This window comes from Pseudomonas sp. PSB18 (assembly GCF_014596565.1).
GTDB lineage: Bacteria > Pseudomonadota > Gammaproteobacteria > Pseudomonadales > Pseudomonadaceae > Aquipseudomonas.
This window is the reverse complement of sequence record NZ_NOIN01000005.1, coordinates 1-25,163: the sequence shown is the minus strand read 5'-3', so window position 1 is coordinate 25,163 and position 25,163 is coordinate 1. Positions and strand designations below refer to the sequence as shown.

At 67.1% G+C, this 25,163-nt stretch carries 1 protein-coding gene and 3 pseudogenes; all 4 read right to left on the bottom strand.

All coding sequences use genetic code 11. The annotated features are described in order from the left end of the window. Positions 1–39 precede the first annotated feature (39 nt). A pseudogene (locus CGA22_RS27480) lies at positions 40–11,226 on the bottom strand (amino acid adenylation domain-containing protein); the annotation flags it as partial. A 66-nt stretch (positions 11,227–11,292) separates the two neighbouring features. Continuing rightward, a pseudogene (locus CGA22_RS27475) lies at positions 11,293–17,637 on the bottom strand (amino acid adenylation domain-containing protein); the annotation flags it as partial. Positions 17,638–17,685: 48 nt separating this feature from the next. Continuing rightward, positions 17,686–17,838, bottom strand: a pseudogene (locus CGA22_RS27470) (hypothetical protein); the annotation flags it as partial. After that, the coding region (locus tag CGA22_RS13630; protein ID WP_188258618.1) for a non-ribosomal peptide synthetase at positions 17,835–25,163 on the bottom strand (7,329 nt) is incomplete at its 5' end. The pseudogene CGA22_RS27470 and the gene CGA22_RS13630, both read right to left, overlap by 4 nt.

The following is a 25,163-nucleotide window of genomic DNA, read 5'->3' as shown; positions in this document are numbered from 1 at the left end:
TCGCGCCCGGTTCGGGGAGCGGATGTGGCTGAGCCTGTGTCAATCTTCATGGGATAACGGCGCCTCCAGCGCGGGCCAATGGTGGCGTAGGTGAGCGGCCAGGGTAGGTGCCGCTCGTGCCTTGAGGATCGACAGGTGATCGCAGTCAGCGATCACGCATTGCTGGCAGTCCAGGGCAACGGCATTCCAGTGCTGTTCGACTGGCGTTGGGGGTTGGCGGCCATGCTCGGCCCGCAGCAGTACGACGGGGCCCGGGTAGGCCGATGTCGGCTGGTAGTCCGTCGCCAGATTGGCCTGGAACACCCGCAGCGGGCCGCGCAGTGACGTGGCCCTGGCCTGCGCCGGCATCAAACCGACAGCCTGCATGCGCCCCAGCAGCGTGGCGCATTGTTCTTCCGGCTCCTGATTCGCCAGGGTGTCCAGATCAAGCGCCAGGCTGCATCCGGCGTCGAGTTCCAGCAACGCCACGTAGCGCCCCAAGGCCTCGCGGGCATCGCGGGCCATGCGCTTGCCCGGTACACGGCTGTCGATCAGCAACACCGGTGCGACCTGCGCGCCGCACGCGTGCAGTTGGCGGGCAATTTCAAGGGCCAGCCAGCCGCCGAACGAATGCCCCAGCAGGTAGTAGGGGCCGTGCGGCACCTGGGCCCGGATTTCTCGCACGTAGGCGCTGGCAGCCGCCTGCACCGACCCATGGGGTTCGCTGCGGCCATCGAGGCCACGGGCTTGCAGCCCGATCACCGTCAACCGCGCGTCCAACTGGCGCACCAACGGCACGAAACTGCTCACGTTGGCGCCTGCGCCCGGCACCATGAACAGGCAAGGCGCGTTGGGCGAACCGGTTTGCAACGTCAGGCTGGCACGGCTGGCGGCAGGTTCAAGCGGATGCGCCTCGCTCTGCGCCAGTGCCCGCTCCAGCGCAGCCGCCAGGCCTTGCAGATGCGTCGGATCGCGCATGATCGACCAGTGATCGCCTGCGATCCGCTGTTCTACCAAGTCCGCGCCCAGCAGCGTTCGCCAGTCGGCGCCCAGGTCCCGGGCACCGGTCAACTCGGGACGCGTCGAAACCGCTCTGAATAGATGCACGGGCAAGCCCAGTGGCGCCGGCCGGTAGCGAACCATGGCGTTGCGCAAGGTCAGGTTCAAGCGCGCCCGGCGGATCAGTGCAGGGCGATCGAAGGCGGGCGGCAACCAACCTCGGCTGCGCGCCGTGGCGAGCACGGCGTCGAGGTCCAGGCCGCTGTGCCATGGCACCTGCCGGTCCTCATCGACCTGTTGGGTGGCCAGGTAGCCAAGCAATTGCTCGCGTAGCTCGCTTTCGTCGAGGCTGAAGGGCAACACCGGTGCCCGTAGCGCCCCTGGCTGGCTGCTGTCGATCAAGCCGAGGAACGTCACCTGCTCGTCCTCGCCCAGCAGTTGACGCGCCATTTCATAGGCCAGCACACCGCCGGCCGACCAGCCCGCCAGCCGATAAGGACCGTCGGGCTGAACAGCGCGCAACAGCGTGATGTAGCGCTTGGCGAGGGTCGGGTTGTCGACACCGTCTTCCAGCTCGGCCGCGGCCTGCACGGCGTAGAGACCGAGCTCCGGGTCCAGGTGGCTGGCCAGCCGTTCATATGGCAGCGCCTCACCGGTGCCTTCGTGGATGAAGAACAGTGGCGGCTGGCGGCCGCTGCCCGGACGAATGCACAACAGGCCCTGGGTATCAGCGGCGTCCCGCGTCACTACCTGACGGGCCAGTGCAGCCAGGTCCTCGGCGTTGAACAGCGCCCCAACGGTGACGTCCAGGCCTTGCGCACGCAGACCGTCGAGCAGTTGCACCAACAGCAACGAATGTCCGCCGAGGGCAAAGAAGTTGTCGTCACGGCCGACCTGATCGACCCCCAACAACTGCGACCACAGCTGCGCCAGGCAGGTTTCCGTGGCTCCGCGCGGCGGAGTGTAGGGGCGTTGCTGCAGGGCCTGGCGGTCCGGCGCCGGCAAGGCACGCCGATCCAGTTTGCCGTTGGCAGTCAGTGGCCATTCTTGCAACTGCACATAGGCGCCGGGCAGCATGTGCGCGGGCAGCTGTTCGGCCAGGGCAGCGCGCAGCGCCCCCGGTGCCAGGTCGCCACCCGGCTCGGCCAGCAGGTAAGCGACCAGGCGCGGATCCCCCGGTTCGTCCTGGCGCGCCAGCACCACGGCCGAGCGCACGCCCTCCAGCGCCACGAGACGCGCTTCGATTTCCCCCAGTTCGATACGAAAGCCGCGCACTTTGACCTGCTGGTCGTTACGGCCCAGGTACTGCAACCGGCCGTCGGCGGTCCAGCGGGCCAGGTCGCCGGTCTTGTAGAGCCGCTCACCGCGACTTCCGGCGAACCGCGCTGGCTGGAAGCGTTCGGCATCCAGGGTCGGTCGGTTCAGGTAACCCCGGGCAAGGCCGGGTCCGGCGACGTGGATCTCACCGACCACGCCCTGGGGCACCAACTCGCCGTGTTCATCGAGCAAGTAGATCCGCAGGTCCGGGATCGGCCGGCCGATGGGCACCAGTCCGGCGTCGGTGTTGCAGTCGGCGGCCTCGATCGGTTGATAGGTGACGTGCACCGTGGTCTCGGTGATGCCGTACATGTTCACCAGCTGTGTACGGTGGCTGTCCGGCCGCGCGAACCAGGGCCGCAGCGCGGCGCCGTCGAGGGCTTCACCACCGAACACGATGCAGCGCAGGTGATGGGGCTCGGCGCGGGTCTGCTTCATCCAGGCATAGAAGGCGCTGGGGGTCTGGTTGAGGACCGTGACGCCGGCCTCCACCAGCAGGTCGTAGAAGTCCTGCGGGCTGCGTGAGGTCAAATACGGCACCACCACCAGCCGGCCGCCATGCAGCAGCGCGCCCCAGATTTCCCAGACCGAGAAGTCGAACGCGAAGGAATGGAACAGCGTCCAGACGTCCCGTTCGTTGAACCCGAACCAGCCTTCGGTAGCGCTGAACAACCGTAGTACCGAGCGGTGTTCAACCATTACGCCCTTGGGCACGCCGGTGGAACCGGAGGTGTAAATGATGTACGCCAGGTCGGCATCGCTGGCCTGGGGATCGGCCGGCAGGTCTGTCCCGGGCTGTTCGCTCCAGTTCCCGTGGTGCGGGTCCAGGGACAGGACCGTGCAGGCGGCAGGCACCTGTAGCGCCGGCGGTAATGCCCCGAGGGTCAGCATCACCCGGGGGCTGCTGTCGTCAAGAATGAAGTTCAAGCGTTGTGCGGGATAGACCGGGTCCAGCGGCACATAGGCGCCGCCGGCCTTGAGGCTGGCCAGGATGCCCACGAGCATGTCCAAGCCACGCTCGGCGTGGATCGCCACGCGGCTGTCCGGGCCCACACCCAGCTCTCGTAGGCGATGAGCCAGGCGGTTGGCGCGCTGGTTGAGCGCCCGATAACTGAGGGTCTGCGTGCCGTATTGGAGTGCTATGGCGTCGCCTCGGCGCGCCGCCTGGGCCTCGAACCGCTGGTGCAGGCGTTCGCCCGTCGCCGGCGTCACGCGGACCACCGGGTTGAAACCGTCGAGCAACTGCTGGCGCTCGGCCCGGCTGAGCAAGTCGATGCTGGTCACGGTCTGTCGGTCGTCGGCGACCATGGCCCGCAGCACCGCCAACAGGGCATGCCAATGGCGCGCCACGGTGGCGGCATCGAATAGCGCAGTGGCGTAATTGAAACCGCCCTCGATCACTCCGTCAGTCTCATGGACGTCCAGCGCCAAGTCGAACTTGGCCGTGGTCACGGGCGCGCCAACGCTTTCGAGCTGCAAGCCGTTGCCCAGGTCAAGCTCCCCACGGGGCGCGTTCTGCCAGGCCAGCATCAACTGGAAAACCGCGTTATAGGCCTGCGACCGCGGAGGGTTGAGTGCTTCGATGACCTGCTCGAAGGGCAAGTCCTGATGGTCTTGGGCGGCGAGGGCGAGCGCCCTGACCTGGGCCAGCAGCGCGTCGACCCGCGGCCCTTCGTCCAGGTCGATGCACAGGGCCTGGAAGTTGACGAAGAAGCCGATCAGCGGTTCCAGCTCGACCCGGGCACGGTTGGCGACGGGGGAGCCGATGACCACCCGGGCTTGGCCCGAGAGGCGGCTGATCACCACGGACCAGGCGGCCAGCAAGGTCATGTACAAGGTAACGCCATGGCGCTGGCTCAAGGTCTTGAGACCCTGGGTCAGTTCCGCGTCGATGTGCACCGGCAAGCTGGCCCCCGCGTAATCCAGCCGCGGCGGACGTGGCCGGTCGGTGGGTAGGGTGACGCAGGTCGGTGCGGCGCCCAGGTGTGAAGTCCAATAGGCACGCTGGCGCTGCAGTTGAGCGCCTTGCAACCAGTGGCGTTGCCACAGGGTGTAGTCGCCGTACTGGCGCGCCAGCGCTGGCAATGGATCGTCGCGACCCTGGCTGAAGGCCTGGTAGAGACGGGAGAACTCGTCGGTGAGTACCCCCATGGACCAGCCGTCCGAGACCAGGTGGTGCACGGTCACCAGCAGGATGTGGTCGTCAGCGCCCAGACGCAGCAGGCGGGCACGGACCGGCCATTGGCAGGTGAGGTCGAAGGGCCGGCCGGCTTCTTCGGCGCAATGGGCTTGCCAATCCGTCGCGCCGGCTGCGCTCAGGTCCAGGCTGTCCAGCGGCAAGGCGGCGGGCGGGTCGATGACTTGCCGCGCTTGTCCGGCCAGGCTGACGAAACGCGTGCGCAGGCTCTCATGGCGCGCCACGATGCGGTCAAGGGCCCGGCGCAGGGCGCCTTCATCCAACTGGCCGCGCAAGCGCAAACCGGCCGGCATGTTGAAGGCCGCTGTCGAATCCGGATTGAGCTGCTGGATCAACCAGAGGTTTTGCTGGGCGAACGACAGCGGCAGCGGTTGACTGCGATCAGCCTCCGGCAACGGCTCCTGGCTGTTGTGGACGGAGCCGCCAAGCAGCCTGGCCAAGGCGTGCAGGCGCGGCTGGGCGAAGACCGCCGAAAGCGGCACTTCCAGGCCCAATCGATGGCGGACCTGAGCGAGCAAACGCAACGCCAGCAGCGAATGCCCGCCGAGGGCGAAAAAGTCATCCTCCCGGCCAATCGGCTCGACGCCAAGCAGTTCACTCCAGATCGCCGCCAGACTGACTTCCAGCTCGCCCTGCGGCGCGCTGTAGGGCGTCTGGGCAAATGACTCAGGCGTCGGGGCCGGCAGGCGCAGGCGATCGACTTTGCCATTGCCGGTCAGCGGCAGGCTCGCCAGTTGCACGAAGGCGCTTGGCAGCATGTACTCCGGCAGGCGTTCGCTCAACTGGCTACGCAGCGCCAGTGGCGACAGCGCTTGGGCGGCGCTGAAGTAGGCCACCAGGCGGGGCTCCCCATGTTCGCCCGGCTGCACGACGACCACCGATTCGCGAATGTCGGGCACTTGATCGAGGCGACTTTCCACCTCGGCCAGCTCGACCCGATAACCGCGGATCTTGACCTGCGAGTCGTTGCGTCCCAGGTATTGCAAGGTGCCTTCGGCGGTCCAGCGCGCCAGGTCGCCGGTTTTGTAAAGGCGTGCTCCGCCGCATTGGTCGAGGGGGTGATCGATGAAGCGTTCAGCGGTCAGGTCCGGTCGATTCAGGTAGCCCTGGGCCAGGGCCGGACCCGCTACATGCAACTCACCCACCGCGCCCTGGGGCACCCATTGACCATGGGCGTCCAGCAGGCACACCTGGGTATTGGCAATCGGACGGCCGATCACCGGTACGTCGGCCCATTGCTCGGGGTCATCGCCCAGAGTATGAGCACAGACCACATGGGTTTCGGTCGGACCGTAGTGGTTGTGCAGCCGTGCCTGGGGATGCTGGCGGAAAAACGCGCGCAGCGCCGCGGTGATGCGCAAGGCCTCGCCGGCGACGATCACATCGCGCAGCGCCGGCAACGCCAGCGGTGCTTCGCTCCAGCGCTCGGCCAGTGCCGCCAGGGCAATGTACGGCAGGAACAGGCGTTCGATGCGGCTATCGCAGAGCCATTGCGGCAGGGCGGCGAGATCCAGGCGCCGGGCCTCGTCCAGCAGCACCAAAGTACCGCCGCTGCCCAGGGTGGAGAACATTTCCTGGAAGGCCACGTCGAAGCCCAGCGCGGCGAATTGCAGGGTGCGCGCGGCACCGGGCAACGCCTGACCTGCCTGCCAGGTCAACAGGTTGCTCAGGGCCAGATGCCCCATGGCGACGCCCTTGGGCAGGCCGGTAGAGCCGGAGGTGTACATGACGTACGCCAGATCGTCCGGGCGCGGTTGCGCCAGCGGTGGTGCGGCGGGGGCGGGTGTCATGGTGGCTGAGAGGCGGACGGGCAACGTGCGGCAGCCTTCGCCAGTCTGCAAGGCCTCGACGCGCTCAGCGTCCCACAGCAGCAGGCAAGGCTGGCAATCGTCGATGATGCCTTGCCGACGGGCAATCGGCTGGCTGGGGTCGAGCGGCACGTAGGCCGCCCCGGTCTTGAGCGTGGCAACCAGGGCCAGCACCATTTCCAGGCTACGGGGCAGGTGGATGGCCACGCGTTGGCCGGGCCCTGCGCCCTGGTCGATCATTGCCCAGGCCAAGTGGTTGGCCTGGCGGTCAAGTTCCCCATAGCTCAAGCCGCGCCCATGCAGTTCGACGGCAATGGCGTCAGGCTGCAGCAGCGCTTGACGCTCGAAGGGGCGGTGCACCCAGCTCGCCTCAGGAAATGGCGTCGGCGCCGGGTTGAGCTGGTGCAGCAGGCGCTGGCGTTCGCCGGCGTCGACCAATGCCAGGTGCGTGACCGCCTGGCGATCGTCGGCGATGAACTGACGCAGCACCTGGACCAGGTAAGACCAATGCCGGCTGACGCTGGCGCAGTCATACAGGGCGGTGGCGTAGTTGAGCCCGCCGATGATCCGTTCCTCGGCTTCGTAGAGCTCCAGGGAAAGATCGAACGGCGCGGTGGTCTGCTCGCCGGCCAGGGGCGTGAGGCTCAAGCCGTCGAGGTCCAGGCTGCTGCGGGGCGCGTTCTGCCAGGCGAACATCAGCTGGAATACCGGTGTGTGGGCCAGTGAACGCGGCGGGTTGAGCGCCTCGACCACGTGCTCGAACGGAACGTCCTGATGGGCTTGGGCCTGCAAGGCATGCTCGCGGACCTGGGCCAGCAACTGGCCGACTTGCGGCGCGCCGCTCAGGTCCACGCAGAGTGCCTGGGTGTTGACGAAAAAGCCGATCAGCGGCTCCACTTCACTGCGGGTGCGATTGGCGACCGGGGTGCCGATCACCACCCGTGCCTGGCCGGACAGGCGCGCCACCACCACGGCCCAGGCGGCCAACAACGTCATGTACAGCGATGTGCCGTGGCGCCGCCCCAGCGCCTTGAGCGCCGAAGCAGTGGGCTCATCCAGGGCCACCTCCAGGCGCGCGCCGGCGAAATCCTGGCGCGGCGGCCGCGGGCGGTCGGTGGGCAGGTCGACCCGTTCCGGGGCCTCGCGCAGGTGGTCGAGCCAATAGGCCAATTGCCTGGCGCCACGCTCGCCGGCCAACCACTCACGTTGCCAGGCGGCGTAGTCGGCGTATTGAATGGCCAGAGGCGCGAGCGAGTCGGGTGCGTTGCCGTGGAAAGCTTTGTACAGCACCGAGAGCTCGTCGATCAGCACGCCGATGGACCAGCCGTCGGCGATGATGTGGTGCAAGGTCACGTGCAGCACGTGGCGATGAGCACCCAGGCGCGCCAACCATACCCGCAGCAGCGGACCCTCGCTCAGATCGAAGGGACGGGCGGCTTCGTGGGCCATGGCGGGTTGCAAGTCGGCGGCTTCGGCCAGTTCCACCCGTTCGAAATTCCAGCGCGGGGTGGAATCGATGACTTGCCGGACCTCGCCGTCCTGCTCGACGAACCGCGTGCGCAGCACCGCGTGACGCTCGACGATACGCTCCAGGGCATTGCGCAGGGCGTTTTTGTCCAGCTCGCCGTCCAATTGCAGGGCGCCGCTGATGTGATAGGCGGCGCTGGCCTGGGCGTCCAGGCGTGCGATGAACCAGAGACGCTGTTGGGCGAACGACAAGGGTCGCGCCGCTGCCTGCGGCAATACCGGAATGCCGGTCAGGGCGCTGCGTGTCGCGTTGGCCAGCAGCGGTGCCAGTCCGGCCACGCTCGGGTGTGCATACAGGGTGGCCAGGGGCAGTTCCAGACCCAGGCGCTGGCGCACCCGCGAAACCCATTGCACGGCCAGCAGCGAATGCCCGCCCAGCTCGAAGAAATCATCGTGTCGACCCACCCGGGCCACGCCCAAGAGGTCGCACCAGATTTCAGCCATGAGGCCTTCCTGTTCGCCACGCGGTGCCTCGTAGGCCTGGGTACTCCAAGCGTCTTCGCCTGGGCGCGGCAAGGCCGCGCGGTCGAGTTTGCCGTTGGGCGTCAACGGCAGGGTGTCCAGCGGCACGATCAGGGCCGGCACCATGTGCCCCGGCAAAACCTTGGTCAGGGCGTCGCGAAGGTCCGTTGCGACCAGCGGTCCATGATCGGCGGCTGCCACGGCGTAGGCCACCAGCGCCGGCTCGCGGCCCTCGCGCGCAAGCGCCAGCACCGCCGCCGCGCCGACCTGGGGCTGTGCCAGCAAGGCGGCTTCGATTTCCCCCAGTTCGATGCGGAAACCGCGGATCTTGACCTGGAAGTCGTTGCGTCCCAGGTAGTGAAGCTGCCCCTCAGCGTCCCAAAAGCCCAGGTCGCCCGTGCGGTACAGCCGCGCCGTCGGGTCGCTGCTGAACGGGTCGGCCAGGAAGCGTTCCCGGGTCAGCTCCGGGCGGCGATGGTAACCGCGCCCGACGCCGGCACCGCCGATGTACAGCTCGCCCGGCACGCCCACCGGCAATGGTTGCAGGGCCTCGTCGAGGACATGCACCTGGGTGTTGTCGATGGGCCGGCCGATGTGCGGCTGGAACCCACGGTCACGGTCCATCGACACCCAGGTCGAATAGACCGTGGTTTCGGTCGGGCCGTAGAGGTTGTTGACCTGGCGCACCGCGCTATCGGCGAACAACCGCTCCACCAATGTCCGGGACAACGCCTCGCCGGCCAGGTTGACGCACTCCAGCGAAGCCGACAGGGCATCGGCGCGCAGCAGCGCGTCGAGCGCCGACGGCACGGTGTTGAGCAGGCTCAGGTCCGGGCGCTGGTCGAGCAAGGCGAGGGCATCGTCCACCAATTCCAGGGTGCCGCCACAGGACAGTGGTGCGAAGCATTCGAACACCGACAGGTCGAAGTTGATCGAGGTGCTGAACAGGCTACGTTCGAGGGTTTGCGCACTGAAACTGCGCAGTGCCCAATCAAGGAAGTTGCGCGCGTTGCGGTGCTCGATCATCACGCCCTTGGGCTGCCCGGTGGAACCGGACGTGTAGATCATGTAGGCCAGGTGATGGGGCTCAAGCCCCGCGCCCAACGGCGCGTCGCCCTGCGGTGCGTCGTAGCCGTGCAGCACCTCGTCGACGTTCAGGCGCTGGCAATCGCTGGCGAGGGGCAGCGTCAGTGGCGCATCGCCCATCGCCAGGATTGCTACCGGGGCGCTGTCTTCGAGCATGTAGGCCAGGCGCTGGGCCGGGTACGCCGGGTCCAGCGGAACATAGGCGCCGCCGGCCTTGAGCACGGCGAACAGCGCAACGATCAGTTCCGGGCTGCGGCGCAAATGGATACCGACTCGCTGGTCGGGGCCGACGCCGAGTGCCTGCAGATGCCGAGCCAGTAGATTGGCTTGACGCTCCAGCTGGGCATAGGTCAGCTCACGACCCTTGCAACGTACCGCCACGGCCGCAGGCGTAAGACGCGCCTGGGCTTCGACGCGCGCGTGCAGCAGGGCGTGCTCGGGCTGAGCGCGCTGGGTAGCGTTGAACCGCGCCAGTTGCTGGCGTTCTTGCGCCGGCAGTATATCGAGGCAACGGGCAAGCCGCTGCGGGTCGGTGTCCAGGGCTTCGACAAGCCTGGCCAGGGCGCAGTGCATGAAGCTCCAGGCCCGTTGCGCGCCCACCGTGCCGGCAATCTGCGCCGTCAGGCTGAAACCCTGGCCCAGGTCGTCCACGGAAAAGGTGAAGGGATAGTTGGTGCGCTCGGCGGTGCTGAGCACGCGCATGCCCTCCACCTGCTGGTGCGGGGTGTCTTCCAGGCTGTAGCGGAAATTAAGCAAGGCGCAAAACAGCGGCGTACCGGACGGCACGCCACTGCAGCGCTGGGCCAGGGCCAATGGCGTGTGCTCGTGTTCGAGCAGCGCCGACAACGCCTGGTGGGTGTGTTGCAGGCTGTCGACCACCGAATGCTGTGCAAAACCGATGCGCAGCGGCAGGGTATTGATGAACACCCCCAATGCCTGGTCGGCACCTTGTACCCCTTGCAGTCGCCCCAGCAACACCGTGCCGAACACCACATCGGCGCGGCCGGTGGCCTTGCCCAACACCAGCGCCATGGCCAGGTGAAAGAGGCTGGCCACACCCACCCGATGCTGACGCGCCACCTGGCGCAGGGCGGTCGCCAGTGTCGGTTCGAGGGGGGCGCGCACTTCGTCGAGAGCGCCGGTGTTCTGCACATCGAGCAGGCCGAACGGGGCCGTGGGTTCGCTGACGTCGGCCAGCATCGATTGGAAAAACGCCTGCTGCCGGACGCTGTCCTGGCCACGCCGGGCGTGCGCGACGAAGCGGCGGAACGGCACCGGTTCCCCCAGTGCACTGGCCTGGCCCTGTTGAATCAGGACGATTTCTTCGACCATGCGCTCCAGGGTGGTGTGGTCCAGCACCAAGTGATGGTGCAAGACCTGCAACAGCCAGCGCTGCTGTGCGGCGTCGAATGCCTTGACCACTCGCAGCAGCGGCGCCTGGCGAATGTCCAGGCGTCGCTGGCGGGGATCGGTGTGGGCTTGCAACTGCGCCAGCGCATCGTCCTGGGTGATGCGCAGGACCTCGACCGGCAGCGGCGCGGAGCGCCAGACCACCTGCACCGGTTGGTCCAGGTCTTCCCAGGCCAGGGCGGTGCGCAGGATGTCGTGACGCTCGATGACCCGTTGCAAGGCTTCGCAGAACGCATCCAGGCCGGTCTCCTGGTCAAACGCCAGGGTGGTGTGCAACAGGTAGGTGTCGCCCTGATCCTGCAAGAGATAATGAAAAAACAGGCCTTCCTGCAACGGGGCCAAGGGGTAGATGTCCTGTACGTTGGCCGCGCCCCCTTCAACATTGGCAACGATCCGGTCGATCTGTGCCTGGGTCAGGTCCACCAGAGGCAGGAGGTCCGGGGTGATCCGGGTGCAGCCCGCCGGCAAGGGACCGCCGGGTACGTCAAGGGCATCGGCCGGTGCCTCGCCGTGTTCGGTCAGGATCGCCGCGAGTGCGCCGACCGTGGGGGCGCCGAACAGGGTGCGTACATCGATGGCCCAACCGTCCACCCGCAGCTGCTCGACCAACTGCACCGCCAGCAGCGAATGCCCGCCCAGGGCAAAGAAATTGTCCTGGCGTCCCACCCGCGGCACGCCGAGGGTTTGCGCCCAGAGCTCGGCGAGGCGACTTTCCACCGGCCGCTCGGGAGCTTCGTAGCGCTGCAGGGCGAAATGGTTTTCACTGGGCTCGGGCAGGGCGCGGCGGTCGAGCTTGCCGTTGGCGGTCAGGCTAAAAGCTTCCACGTGCACAAAGGCCGCCGGCAGCATGTAGTCGGGCAGTAGCGCGGCCAAGCGGGCCCGCAGTTCGTTGGGCTGTTGAGTCTCGGGCGCGCTGAAATAGGCGAGCAGGCGCTGTTGGGCATCGACCCGCACCACCGCTTCGGTGATTCCAGGCAGAGCTTTGAGTTGCGCCTCGATTTCCCCCAATTCGATGCGAAAGCCGCGGACCTTGACCTGCAGGTCATTGCGTCCGAGGAACATCAACACGCCGTCGGCGCGCCAGCGCACCAGGTCACCGGTGCGGTACAGCCGCGTACCGGGGGTGAAAGGATTGGCAACGAAGCGCTCTTCGCTCAATTGCGCCTGGTTCAGGTAACCGAGGGCCAGCCCGTCGCCACCGATGTACAGCTCGCCAGCGACGCCGATGGGCTGTGCCTGGCACTGCTCGTCAAGGACATAGACCTGGGTGTTGCCGATGGGCCGGCCGATGGGAATATCGCCCGCCAATGCATCCTCGAGGGTGATGCGGTGGGTGGTGGTGAAGGTGGTGTTTTCGGTGGGGCCGTAGCCGTTGAGCAACTGTCCCGGAGGTGAGCGCCGCAGCACCCGCTCGATGCAGCGCGGGTCGAGCACATCACCGCCGACCATGAGCAAACGCAGGGCGGCGAAGGCCGGCGCCAGGGCGTCGGCGAACTGGTGGAACAACCCGGCGGTGAGCCACAGCACGCTGACTTCGTGGCGCAGCAGGTGTTCATTCAATCGCTCGGCGTCGAGCACGGTCTGGCGCGGGCAGACCACCAGGCAGCCACCGTTGAGCAGCGCACCCCAGATTTCCAGGGTGCTGGCATCGAAGGCCGGATTGGCGGCCAGGGCGATGCGGTCCTGGGCGGTGAAGTCGGCAAAGCCGTTGTTGCGCACCAGTCGGGTGACGGCCCGGTGCGGCACTTGCACGCCTTTGGGCACGCCAGTGGAACCGGAGGTGTACATGATGTAGGCAGGGGCATTCGCCGGCGCCGCGTTGACCTGACGCTGGGGCGCATCATCATCCAGGGACAGGTCCGAGTCCCACGGGACCAGTACCCGGCATGCCATGGCAGCGTCCAGCGGCGCGTCTGGCCATTCGTCAACGAGCAACCAGGCGCTGGCGCAATCCTCGAGCAGGGCGCGCTGGCGCTGCGCCGGGGTGGCGGTGTCGATGGGCACGTAGGTCGCACCATTTTTCAGGATTGCCAGGATTGCCATGATCAGGCGCGGGCCACGCTCCAGGCACAGCGCCACCCGGGCGCCTTCGCCAATGCCCTGGGCGGCCAGCCAGTGAGCCAGTTGCTCGGCGCGCTGGTCGAGCTGGCGGTAACTCATGGCGCCGGCGTCGTCCTGGATCGCCGGGGCGTCGGGCCGGCGGCGAGCCTGGGCCTCGAAGAGGCTGTGCAACGGCTCGTCGGCGGGGTAGTCGTGGGCCGTGTCATTGAAGCCGTGCAACACCTGATAGCGTTCGTCTTCACCGAGGATCGACAGCCCATCGAGCGTCTGCCGGTCATCGTTGACCATGGCTTGCAAGGTGGTGCACAGCGCCTGCCAATGACGTTGCACGGTGGCAGCGTCGAACAGGGCGGTGGCATAGGTCAGGCGGCCGGCGATCATGCCGTCGCGCTCGTGCAGGTTCAGGGTCAGGTCGAACTTGGCGCTGTCTTCGGCGGTGGCCAGCGGCGTCAACTCCAGCGCGCCCAGTTCAAGGCTCGGCTGCGGCGCGTTCTGCCAGGCGAACATGACCTGGAAGATCGGGCTGTGGGCCAGCGAACGCGGCGGGTTCAGGGCCTCCACCACCTGCTCGAAGGCGACGTCCTGGTGCGCCTGGGCGTCCAGGGCGGTGCGTCGCACCTGGGCCAGCAGTTGGTCCACCCGCTCGACATCGGCAAATCGCACCCGCAGGGCCTGGGTGTTGACGAAGAAGCCGATCAGCGGCTCGATTTCAGCGCGGGTGCGGTTGGCCAGCACCGAGCCGATCACCAGGTCATCCTGCCCGGAAAGGCGCGCCAGGACCACCGACCAGGCGGCCAGCACGGTCATGAACAGGGTGTTGCCATGGCGCTCGCTCAGTTGCCTGAGGGCCTGCACCAATGCCGCCTCCATGCTCACTTCGAGACTGGCGCCGGTGAAATCCTGTTGCGCCGGGCGCGGCCGGTCCAGCGTCAACTGCAGCAACGCCGGAGCGTCGGCGAGTTGCGCGCGCCAGTAGTCCAGTTGTTCGGTGACCCGTTGGACCTGACGGGGAGAGCGCTGCCACAGCGCGTAGTCGGCGTATTGGTTGGCCAGTGGCGGCAGCGGATCGGTGCGATCCTGGATGAACGCTCGATAGAGTTCGCTCAGCTCACGGGTGAGCACGCCCAGTGACCAGGCGTCGCCGACGATATGATGCAAGGTCACCAGCAGCACATGTTCCTGGTCGGCCAGGCGCAACAGACAGCCGCGGATCAGCGGGCCACGTGCCAGGTCGAAAGGTGCTTCGGCGGCTTCGACGCAGTGAGCCTGGAACGCCATGGGGGGCTGGCCCCGCAGGTCGACACTGCGCAGGGCGAAATCTGCTGGCGGGTCGATGACTTGGCAGGGCTCGCCGCCTTCGGTCATGAACCGGGTGCGCAGGGCTTCATGTCGCTCGACGATGCGCGACAGCGCGGCGCGCAACGCCGGTTCATGCAATTCGCCGCGCAGGCGCAGACCGCCGGCCATGTGGTAGGCAGCACTGGCCTGGGCATCCAGGTGGGCGATGAACCAAAGGCGTTGTTGGGCGAACGACAACGGCAGCGGCGCCTGCCGGGCAACGGCCGGGATCGGCGCAGCGCCAAGGCGGCCGGACGCGGCCAAGGCTTCGATGGCTCGCGCCTGCTGTTGCAAGGTCGGGTGCTCGAAAACGCTGGCCAGGGGCAGCTCGATCCGCAGCTGTTGGCGCAATTGGGAAACCAGTTGCACGGCCAGCAGTGAATGCCCCCCGGACTGGAAAAAGTGTGCCTGGCGGCCGACCTGCGCCAAGCCCAGCAGGCGGCCCCAGATCGCCGCCAGTTGGGTTTCCAATGGGCCCTGGGGCACCTCGAAATGGCCGTCGACAACCTGATCCGGGGCCGGCAAGGCACTGCGATCGAGTTTGCCATTGGGGGTCAGGGGCAGCGCCGGCAAGGCCACATAGGCACTGGGCTGCATGTATTCGGGCAGCGCCGCGGCCAGGGCATCGCGCAATTGCGCCTCGCTCACCGGGGCCTCGGGCTGCATCACCCAGTACGCCACCAGGCGTGGGTCGCCTGGCACGTCCTGGCGGGCAGTGACCACTGCCTGCTGCACCCCCGGCACCCGGCTGAGGGTGCTTTCGATTTCGCCCAATTCGATGCGATAGCCACGCACCTTGACCTGGAAATCGTTGCGACCCAGGTACAACAACTGCCCGTCGGGCGTCCATCGACCGAGGTCGCCGGTGCGGTACATTCGCGCACCGGCTTCGTTGGCGAACGGGTCCTGGACGAAACGCTCTTCGGTCAGCGCCGGCCGATTCAGGTAGCCCCGCGCCACCCCGGCGCCACCGATGTAGATTTCCCCGCTAACCCCCAAGGGCACCAACTGGCGATGGGCGTCGAGCAGGTACACCCGGGTATTGTCCAGCGGCCGGCCGATGCCCGGCACGAAACCCTGGTCACGGTCCATGGACACCCACGTCGAATAGGTGGTGGTTTCCGAAGGGCCATACAGGTTGCACAGCCGCTGCACGGCGCTGTTGGCGAAAATTTGCTCCACCAGTCCCTGCTTGAGGGGTTCGCCCGCCAGGTTGACCACCTGTGTCGACGTGGGAATCGCCTGGGCGCCGACCAGCGCATCGAGCGCCGAAGGCACGCTGTTGATCAGTGTCACCGGCACGGGGCGGTCGAGCAGCGCCAGGGCATTGGTGGCCACGTGCAGGGTCGCGCCGGCGGCCAGCGGCACGAAGTATTCGAAGACCGCCAGGTCGAAGTTGATCGACGTGGCGAACAGGCTGTCGCGCAGGCTGGCGGCGTCGAAGGCGTGCAGTGCCCAGTTCAACAGGTTGCAGGCGTTGCGGTGCTCGATCATCACGCCCTTGGGGGTGCCGGTGGAGCCGGAGGTGTAGATCACGTAGGCCAGGTGATGCCCACCCAGGCCCAGTTGCACGGGTTTCGGATTGTCGGCAGGTTGTTCGGCGAGACGCGCCTCGGTCTGCGGATCGTCCAGGCACAGCAGCGTGCAGCCACCGCCGACGGCCACGTTCGATTGCAGCGCAGCGACCGTCAGCAACGCCCGCGGGGTGCTGTCGTCGAGCATGTGCGCCAGGCGCTCGCGGGGGTAGGCCGGGTCCAGCGGGACGTAGGCCGCCCCAGCCTTGAGAATGCCCAGCAGGGCCACCAGCAGGTGCGGCCCACGCTCAAGACAAATCGCTACGCGACTGTCGGGGCGAACCCCGGTTTGCAGCAACAGGTGGGCCAAGCGATTGGCCTGGCGGTTGAGTTGTCCGTAGGTCAACGGCGCGGCCCCGCCCGCGGCGTCGAAACGTGCGGCGATGGCCTCGGGCTGACGCTCGGCCTGTTGTTCCAGGGCTCGATGCAGCAAGTCCTCGGCGGGCCGTTCGCGGGCCGTGGCGTTGAAGGTCTGCAGCAGTCGGTTGCGTTCGGCCTCGGGCAATACCGAAAGGTGGCAGGCCAGCGTGTCGGGCTGCCGTTCGAGGGCGTCCAGCAGGTTTTCCAGTGCGCTGCTCAGCCAGCCGAGCACCGGCGCGGCGCCGACCTGGGGATCGATTTGCAGGCTCAACGAGAAACCCTCGCCGAGATCGTCCACCGAGAGGTTGAACGGGTAATTGGTGCGTTCCTCGCCGCCGAGCACGCGCATGCCAGCGAGCGCAGGCGCCTGGCCGTTGTCCGCGCTGTGGCGGTAATTGAGCAGCGCCGAGAACAGCGCGGTGCCGTTGGGCAGGGCGCTGCAACGTTGGGCCAGGGCCAGGGGCGCGTGTTCGTGGGCAATCAGTCGACTGAGCAGGGTGTGGGTTTGCTGCAGCGCCTGCTCCACGGGGACTGCCAGGCGTACCCGCAGCGGCAGGGTATTGATGAACAGGCCCATGGCCGTGGCGGCCTCGGCAGTGCCCGACAAGCGCCCGAACATCACCGTGCCGAACACCACGTCGTCGCGACCGCTGGTCTTGCCCAGCACCATCGCCCAGGCCAGGTGGAACAGGCTCGCGCTGCTGACGTGCAGGCGCCGCGACAGCTCGCGGATGCGCCGACTCAACGCCACCGGCAGCGGCGCCTCCAACGTCTGCACCTGGCTTCCGTCCCCGCGTACATCGAGCAGGCCGCACGGTGCGGTGGGCTCGTCGATATCGCCCAGCAATTCGCTGAAAAACGCCGTGTGTTGCGCCTCGCTCAAGCCCTGGCGGGCGCGCATGACGAAATCGCGAAATGGCTGTGGCGCCTGCAATTGGTCCACGCGACCTCGCTGGATCGCCGCGACTTCCCCCACCAGCCGCTCCAGGGAGGTGTGATCCATCACCGCGTGATGGTGCAGCAGTTGCAACAGCCACCGCCCGCCGGCCGCGTCCTCGGCGGCGACTGCGCGCATCAGTGGAGCCTGGCGCAGGTCCAGGCGTTGCCGACGCGGATCGGTATGGGCTCGCAGCGCGGCTTCGACATCGGCCTGGCCCGTAGTGAAGCGCTCCAAGGTCAGCGGAGCCTGGCGCCAGACCACCTGCACCGGTTCGTCGAGGCCTTCCCAGGCCAGCGCGGTGCGCAGGATGTCGTGACGGGCGATGGCCTGGTTCAAGGCTTCCATGAAGCGCCGCAGGCAGGCCTCATCGTCGAAGGCCAGCAACACGTGGAGCAAATAAGTATCGCCATGCGACTGCAGAAGATGGTGAAACAGAATGCCGGCCTGCAACGGCACCAGGGGATAGATATCCTGGATATTCGCCGCGCCACCGGGCACGCCGGCAACGATGCTTTCGATCTGCGCCTGATCGAGCTGACACAGGTCGAACATCTCCGGGGTGATGTGAGTGGTCCCCACGGGCAGTCCGCTGGTCCGGGCCACCGGGGTCGCGGGCTGGCGCAATGCTTCGATCAGCGCCGGTTTGTGGCTGCGCAGCAGTGCGATCAGTGCCTGGTCGGCCAGGACTTCGTCGTCGGCCACCACCGACAGTTGATCGCCGCGCAGGGACAGGGTGACGCCACGTTGTTTGAGCAAGGCCAGCAATTGATCCGCAGTCACAGGAGCAGTTCCTTCAATGGAGTGGTGACCGCCGCCAGACCGGCGAGGGTCGGCGCGGTGAACAGTTGGCTGATGTCGGCCCGCAGGTTGTGCTGGCGCAGGCGCTCGACCAGCCCCATGGCGATCAGCGAATGGCCGCCCAGGGCGAAGAAATTGTCGTGGCGGCTGACCCGCTCGACATTCAGCAGCTCGCACCAGAGGGCGGCCAGGACAACCTCGATTTCGCCCTGGGGCGCTTCATAGGGCGTCTGCACGAACGCTTGGGCGTCCGGCTCGGGCAGCGCGTTGCGGTCGAGCTTGCCGTTGGCGGTCAACGGCAGCCGGTCCAGGCGCACATAGGCGCTGGGCAGCATGTAGTCGGGCAAATGTTCGCTCAGGGCACTGCGGGCCTGGCCTGGAGTCGGCGGCGTATCGCCCTGCAAGTAAGCGATCAGCCGGTCCACACCGTGGCGATCGGCACGGCCCACCACCACGGCCTGACGCACCCCGGGCAGCGTCAGGAGGTGGCTTTCGATTTCACCCAGTTCGATGCGATGCCCGTGGATCTTCACCTGGAAGTCGGTGCGTCCCAGGTAACTGAGGCTGCCATCCGACTCCCAGCGGCCCAGGTCGCCGGTGCGATACAAGCGCGCATCGGGTTCGCGGGTAAACGGGTCGCTGAGGAAACGTTCGCCAGTGAGCGCCTCACGCCGCCAGTAGCCGCGCGCCACGCCCCGGCCACCGATATGAATCTCTCCAACCACCCCCAACGGGACGCGCCGACCGTGGGCGTCGAGCACCTGCACCTGGGTATTGGGCAGCGGCTGTCCAAGGCTCGGCAGCGCGTGTTGATCGAGCCAGGCGCTGGTGGTGTCGACAGTGCACTCGGTGGGCCCGTAGACGTTCAGGACCCGCACGCCGGCTTCGTTGGCAAGTTGTGTCCACAGCTCAGCGGGCACCGCCTCGCCACCCAGCAGGATGCGCGACGGCAATGGCTGTGGCTGGACTTGTGCTTGCCGGTGCTTGAGCAGGGCTTGCAACTGGCTCGGCGTGCAATCGAACAGGGTGACTTGCTGTTGGTGCAGATAATCCAGCAGCGCCCCGGCATCCAGCCGTATGCGTTTGGGGATCAGCACCAGGCAGTGACCACTGAGCCATTGGCAAAGCTGCTGTACCGAGGCATCGAAGGCCATCGACGCATTGAGTGAGCAGCGGCTGTTGGCGGGCAGGTTGTCCAGACGCTGGCGCAGGCCGGCCCACAGATTGAGCACCGAGCGGTGCTCGACCATGACACCTTTCGGCTGTCCGGTGGAACCGGAGGTGTAGATCATGTACGCCAGGTCAGCCGGCTGCGGGCCTGGAGCGGTTTCTGCCTCTGCTGGAGCGTGCAGCCAGCCACGTTCTCCAGGGGCGTCGAGGCTGATCAACGGTCCGCCCGTGAAGGCGGGCAGCCGGTTGCGCACCTGCTCCTGGGTGATCAGTGCCGCGGGGGCACTGTCGTCCAGCAGATAGGCCAGGCGGCTGGCCGGGTAGTCGGGGTCCATCGGCACATAGGCACAGCCGGCTTTCCACACCGCCAACAGGGCGACCGCCGCATGCGCCTGGCGCTCCAGGCAGACAGCGACGAACTGACCGTGCCGCAGCCCTTGGTCCAGCAGGTGATGGGCCAGGCGGCTGGCTTGCCGGTCGAGCTCACGGAATGTCAGGGACTGATGCTCGTCGATCACCGCCAAGGCGTCCGGCGTCGCCGCGACCTGTTCGGCAAATCGCTGCGCCAGCGTACCTTCGGGCGCAACCGTGGGCGACCGGTTGAAGCGGTCCAGGTGCGCCTCTTCCTGGGGTGGTAGCACGCGCAATTGCTGCACCGGTGTGTCGCCTGGCTGTGCCAGGGCCTCTACCAGCGAATCGAGGGCTTGCAGCATGAACCCCACGAGCCGCTCGGGCGCGTGTTCGGGATGGGTCTGGGCGGTGAGCTCGAAGCCTTCGCCCAGGTCGTCCATCGCCAGGTTGAAGGGGTAGTGGGTGCGTTCTTCGCTGTGCAGCAGGGTCATTCCCGGCATCGCCTGGGGGATGTTCGCTTGCCCAGCATGGCTGTAGCGGTAGTTGAACAGCGCACTGAACAGGGCCGTGCCCGCCGGCACCGCGCTGCATCGCTGGGCCAGCGCCAGTGGGGTCTGTTCGTGGCAGAGCAGACCGTTCAAGGCGTCCTGGACCTTTTGCAGCACGGCGTTGGTGCTGTCTTGCAGGCGCACGCGCAACGGCAACGTGTTGATGAACAGGCCCAGGGTCCGGTCCGCATGGGCACCGGCTTGCAGACGCCCGAACAGTACCGTGCCGAATACCACGTCATCGCGACCGCTGAGGCGCCCCAGCACCAGCGCCCATGCCAAGTGGCAGATGCCGGCCACGCTCACGCCGTGGGCATGGGCCTGTTGGCGCAGCCGGCGCGCCAGGTCCGGGGTCAACGCTTGCCGGTGTTCCAGAGCCTGCCAGCGCGGATCGGCATGCAAGTCGAGGTCGAAAGGCAGGGTCGGCTCGTCGAGGTCGCCCAGTTGCTCGCTGAAAAACTTGCCCGCGGCGTCCATCACCTCCGGGCGCCGTGCCTGGGCCACCAGGTCGCGGGGGCTGGTGGGCACGGGCAGCTCGGCCTGACGACCGCCTTCGATCAGGGCAATTTCCTTGACCATCAACTCCAGGGAGGTGTGATCCACCACCACATGGTGATGGAGCAACAACAGCAGCCAACGGTTATTGACCGCGTCAAAGGCCACGCGCGCTTCGATCAACGGCGCCTGGCGCAGGTCAAGACGGAAATGGCGCGGGTCGGCGCTGGCCTGCAAGCGGGCGACGATATCCTCGCCGTCGAGCACCAGGCGTCGGGGCGTGAACGCGACGTGCCGTAGGACCACCTGCAGTGGCTCGTCCAGATCCTCCCAGAGCACCAGGGTGCGCAGCGCGTCATGCCGAACAATGACCTGTTCCAGCGCCGCGCAGAACCGTTGCAGGCAGGCCTCGTCGGTAAACGCCAGCAAACTGCGTAGCACGTAGCGATCGCCGTCGCGCTGGGCCTGGTGGTGATAGAGCATGCCTGCCTGCAACGGGCCCAGCGGGTAGATGTCCTGGATGTTGGCGGCACCGCCGGGCACCTGTGCGGCGATCTGGTCGATACGCGCCTGGGACAACGCCACCAGGTCGAGCATCTCGGGGGTGATGCGCGAGCAGGAGGGCGCAATGGCGCTGACGCTGGCCTCGGGCGCGGCACTGCTGTCGAGTGCTTCCAGGCGCCGGGCCTGAGCGGCAAGGGTCGAGCGCTCGAAGACGCTGCGGATGTCCAGGTTCCAACCGTTGCGACGCAGTTGTTCGAGCAGTTGCACCGCGAGCAGCGAATGCCCGCCGAGGCTGAAGAAATCATCCTCGCGATCGATGTCCGGCTGGCCGAGCACCTGTGCCCAGATCGCCGCCAGACGTTGTTCAGTGTCACCGCGAGGTGGTTGCCTGATGCCGTCGACGAGGGTGGTGCCGGGCATCGGCAGGGCCTGGCGGTCGAGTTTACCGTTGGGCGTCAGTGGCAGGCGCTCCAGGACAATGCAGGCGCCGGGCAGCATGTAGTCCGGCAGGTGTTGTTCCAGATGGGCGCGTACAGCCGCCGTGTCGGGAACTGGCCCGTGGGCATCCTCGGCCACCAGGTAGGCGACCAGGCGCGGGGCGCCGGACGGCGCGGGTTGCGCTACCACCACCGCTTCGCGCACGCCCGGCAGGCCCAGCAACTGGGCCTCGATTTCCCCCAGTTCAATGCGGAAACCGCGCACCTTGACCTGGAAGTCGTTACGCCCCAGGTACTCCAGGTGACCGTCGGCCCGCCAGCGACCGAGGTCGCCGGTGCGGTACATGCGCGCCGCGGGATCGTCGACGAATGGATCGGGCAGGAAGCGTTCGGTGGTCAGTTCGCTGCGATTCAAATAGCCCCGCGCGACACCGGCGCCACCGATGTAGATCTCCCCGGCCACACCCAGCGGCACGGGCTGGCGATGCGGGTCCAACAGGTAAATCCGGGTGTTATCCAGGGGGCGACCAATGCCGGGCAGGTAGCCGTCTTCGCGGCGCATCGACAGCCAGGTGGAGTAGGTGGTGGTTTCGGTCGGGCCGTAGAGATTGCACACCCGACGCGCCGCGCTGCGGTTGAACAACTGTTCCACCAGCGCAGCCTTGAGCGGTTCGCCGGCCAGGTTGATGACGCGGACGGTGGCGGGGATGGCGTCGATCCTCGCCAGTTGCTCCACCGCCGAGGGCACGCTGTTGATCAGCGTCACGGCCCGTGGCTGCGCCACCAGGGAGAGGGCGTTGTCCACCAGTTGCAGAGTCGCGCCGGCGGCCAGTGGCACGAAGCATTCGAACACCGCCAGGTCGAAGTTGATCGAGGTAGCGAACAGGCTCAGTTGCATCTCTTCGACCTGGAAATTATCCAGTGCCCAATGCAGCAGATTGCAGGCGTTGCGATGTTCGATCATCACGCCTTTGGGCAGGCCCGTGGAGCCGGAGGTGTAGATCACGTAGGCCAGGTGCGCCGACGTCAGGTCCGGGATCTTTGGGTTGTCCAGGGACAGGGCGCCCAGGCGGTCCGCCAGCGGCGGCGAATCCAGCTGCCAATGGGCTGCGTCTGGGGACGTCGGCAGGCGCCCGTGCGCGGCCTGGCTGGTGAGCACCAGGCGCGGCGCACTGTCTTCGAGCATGTGCAGCAGGCGCGCCGCCGGGTAGGCCGGATCCAGCGGCACGTAGGCTGCGCCGGCCTTCAGGGTGGCGAGCATGGCCACCAGCAGCAGGGGGCCGCGTTCGAGGCAGATCGCAACCCGGTCATCCGGGCATACGCCGGCAGCCAGCAAGGCATGGGCCAGTTGGTTGGCGCGGCCATTGAGTTGCGCATAGGTGAGCGACGTCTCCTCGGCGCTATCGATCTGCGCCGCCAGCCGGTCGGGATGCAGCGCCGCCTGCTGCTCGAAGGGTTGATGCAGCAGGGTGTCGCGCGGGTGCGCCCGGTGGGTGGAGTTGAACCCGTTCAGGACCTGCTCGCGCTCGGCGGCGGGCAATGTGTCCAAGGTGCACGCCCGTATTGCCGGCGTCGATTCCAGGTTTCGTGCCAGCGTTTCGAGGGACTGGACCATATGGGCCAACACCACCTCGGCGTCCACCGAGTGATGGATCTGCCCGGTCAGGGCGAAACCGTCGCCGAGGTCGTCCACGGACAGGCTGAACGGGTAGTTGCTGCGCTCCTCGCTGCCCAGCCAGTGCGCCCCCGGCAGCGCGAACGCCGGTTGTGCGCTGCGTTGAGCCTGACTGTGACGAAAGTTCAGCAGCGCCGAAAAGAGCGGCGTCTGGGCGGGCAGGGCGCTGCACCGTTGCGCCAGCGCCAGAGGCGCGTGTTCGTGGGCCAGCAGTTCGACCAGCCGGCCGTGGGTCTGCCGCAGGGCCGTGTGCAACGGCGCGTCGAGGTCGATGCGCAGCGGCAAGGTATTGATGAACATGCCCAGCGCCCGCTCGGCTTGTTCGCCGGCGCTGAAACGGCCGAACAGCACGGTGCCGAACACCACCTCGTTACGGCCGCTGGACTTGCCGATCAACAGGGCCCAGGCCAGGTGGAACAGGCTGGCGACACCGACCTCCCAGGCTTTGGCCAACCGTCGCAAGCGCAGGGCCAGGGCAGGTTCCAGCGTACGCTGGGCCTCGCGGTTATCGCGGCCCGAACCTTGTACGTCATGCAGCCCGTAGGGCAGGGTCGGCTCGCTGACGTCGCCGAGCAGCTGCTGGAAATAAGCCTCGGCGCTGGCCTGGCGGTGAGGCTGGCGCGCCTGGGCGACGAACTGGCGAAACGGCACGCTCGAGGGCAGATGGCGATGCGGGTCGAGCATCAGCGCACGAACCTCGGCGAACAGCAATCCCAGGGTGGCGTGGTCGATCGCCAGGTGATGATGGACCAGTTGCAATTGCCAGTGCTGTGTCGCACTGTCGAAGCGCACGAAGGCCCGCGCCAGGGGCGCGCGTCGGATGTCCAGCGACTGGTCACTGAACCGTTCACCGTCGGCGAGCTGTTGCACCGGCAGACTCGCGCTACGCCAGACCACCTGCACCGGCTCGTCCAGACCTTCCCAGAGCACCGCGCTGCGCAGGACGTCGTGGCGGGCGATCACTTGGTCGAACGCCGCGACGAAGCCTTGCAGTCGCTCGTGGCTGTCGAAGGCAAGGGTGGCGCGCAACAGGTAGGCGTCGTCATCCGGTTGCAACAGGTGCTGGAATAGCAAGCCTTCTTGCAGAGGTGCCAGCGGGTAGATGTCCTGGACGTTGGCCGTGCCACCTTCGACAGCCGCGACGACCGAGTCGATCTGCGCTTGCGGCAGGCTGAGCAGGGGCAGCATGTCCGGGGTGATGCGCGGGCAGTCCGGGGCGATGCCCGAAACAATGATAGGCGCGTGGGGTTCGGCTGGGCTCACCGGGTGTTCGAGCAGCAGGGCCAGATGGTGAAGGTTCGCCGCAGTGAACAAGGTCCCGATGTCGAGGTGCCAACCTTCGGCCCGCAATTGCTCGACCAGTTGCACGGCCATCAGCGAATGCCCGCCCAGGGCAAAGAAATTGTCCTGGCGTCCCACCCGCGGCACGCCGAGGGTTTGCGCCCAGAGCTCGGCGAGGCGACTTTCCACCGGCCCCTCGGGAGCTTCGTAGCGCTGCAGGGCGAAATGGTTTTCACTGGGCTCGGGCAGGGCGCGGCGGTCGAGCTTGCCGTTGGCGGTCAGGCTAAAAGCTTCCACGTGCACAAAGGCCGCCGGCAGCATGTAGTCGGGTAATACCGTGGCCAAGCGGGCCCGCAGTTCATTGGGCTGTTGAGCCTGGGGCGCGCTGAAATAGGCCAGCAGACGCTGCTGGGCGTCGACCCGCACCACCGCTTCGGTGATTCTAGGCAGAGCCTTGAGCTGCGCTTCGATTTCCCCGAGCTCGATGCGAAAGCCGCGGACCTTGACCTGCAGATCGTTGCGTCCGAGGAACATCAACACGCCGTCGGCGCGCCAGCGCACCAGGTCACCGGTGCGGTACAGCCGCGTACCGGGGGTGAAAGGATTGGCAACGAAGCGCTCTTCGCTCAATTGCGCCTGGTTCAGGTAACCGAGGGCCAGCCCGTCGCCACCGATGTACAGCTCGCCAGCGACGCCGATGGGCTGTGCCTGGCACTGCTCGTCAAGGACATAGACCTGGGTGTTGCCGATGGGCCGGCCGATGGGAATATCGCCCGCCAATGCATCCTCGAGGGTGATGCGGTGGGTGGTGGTGAAGGTGGTGTTTTCGGTGGGGCCGTAGCCGTT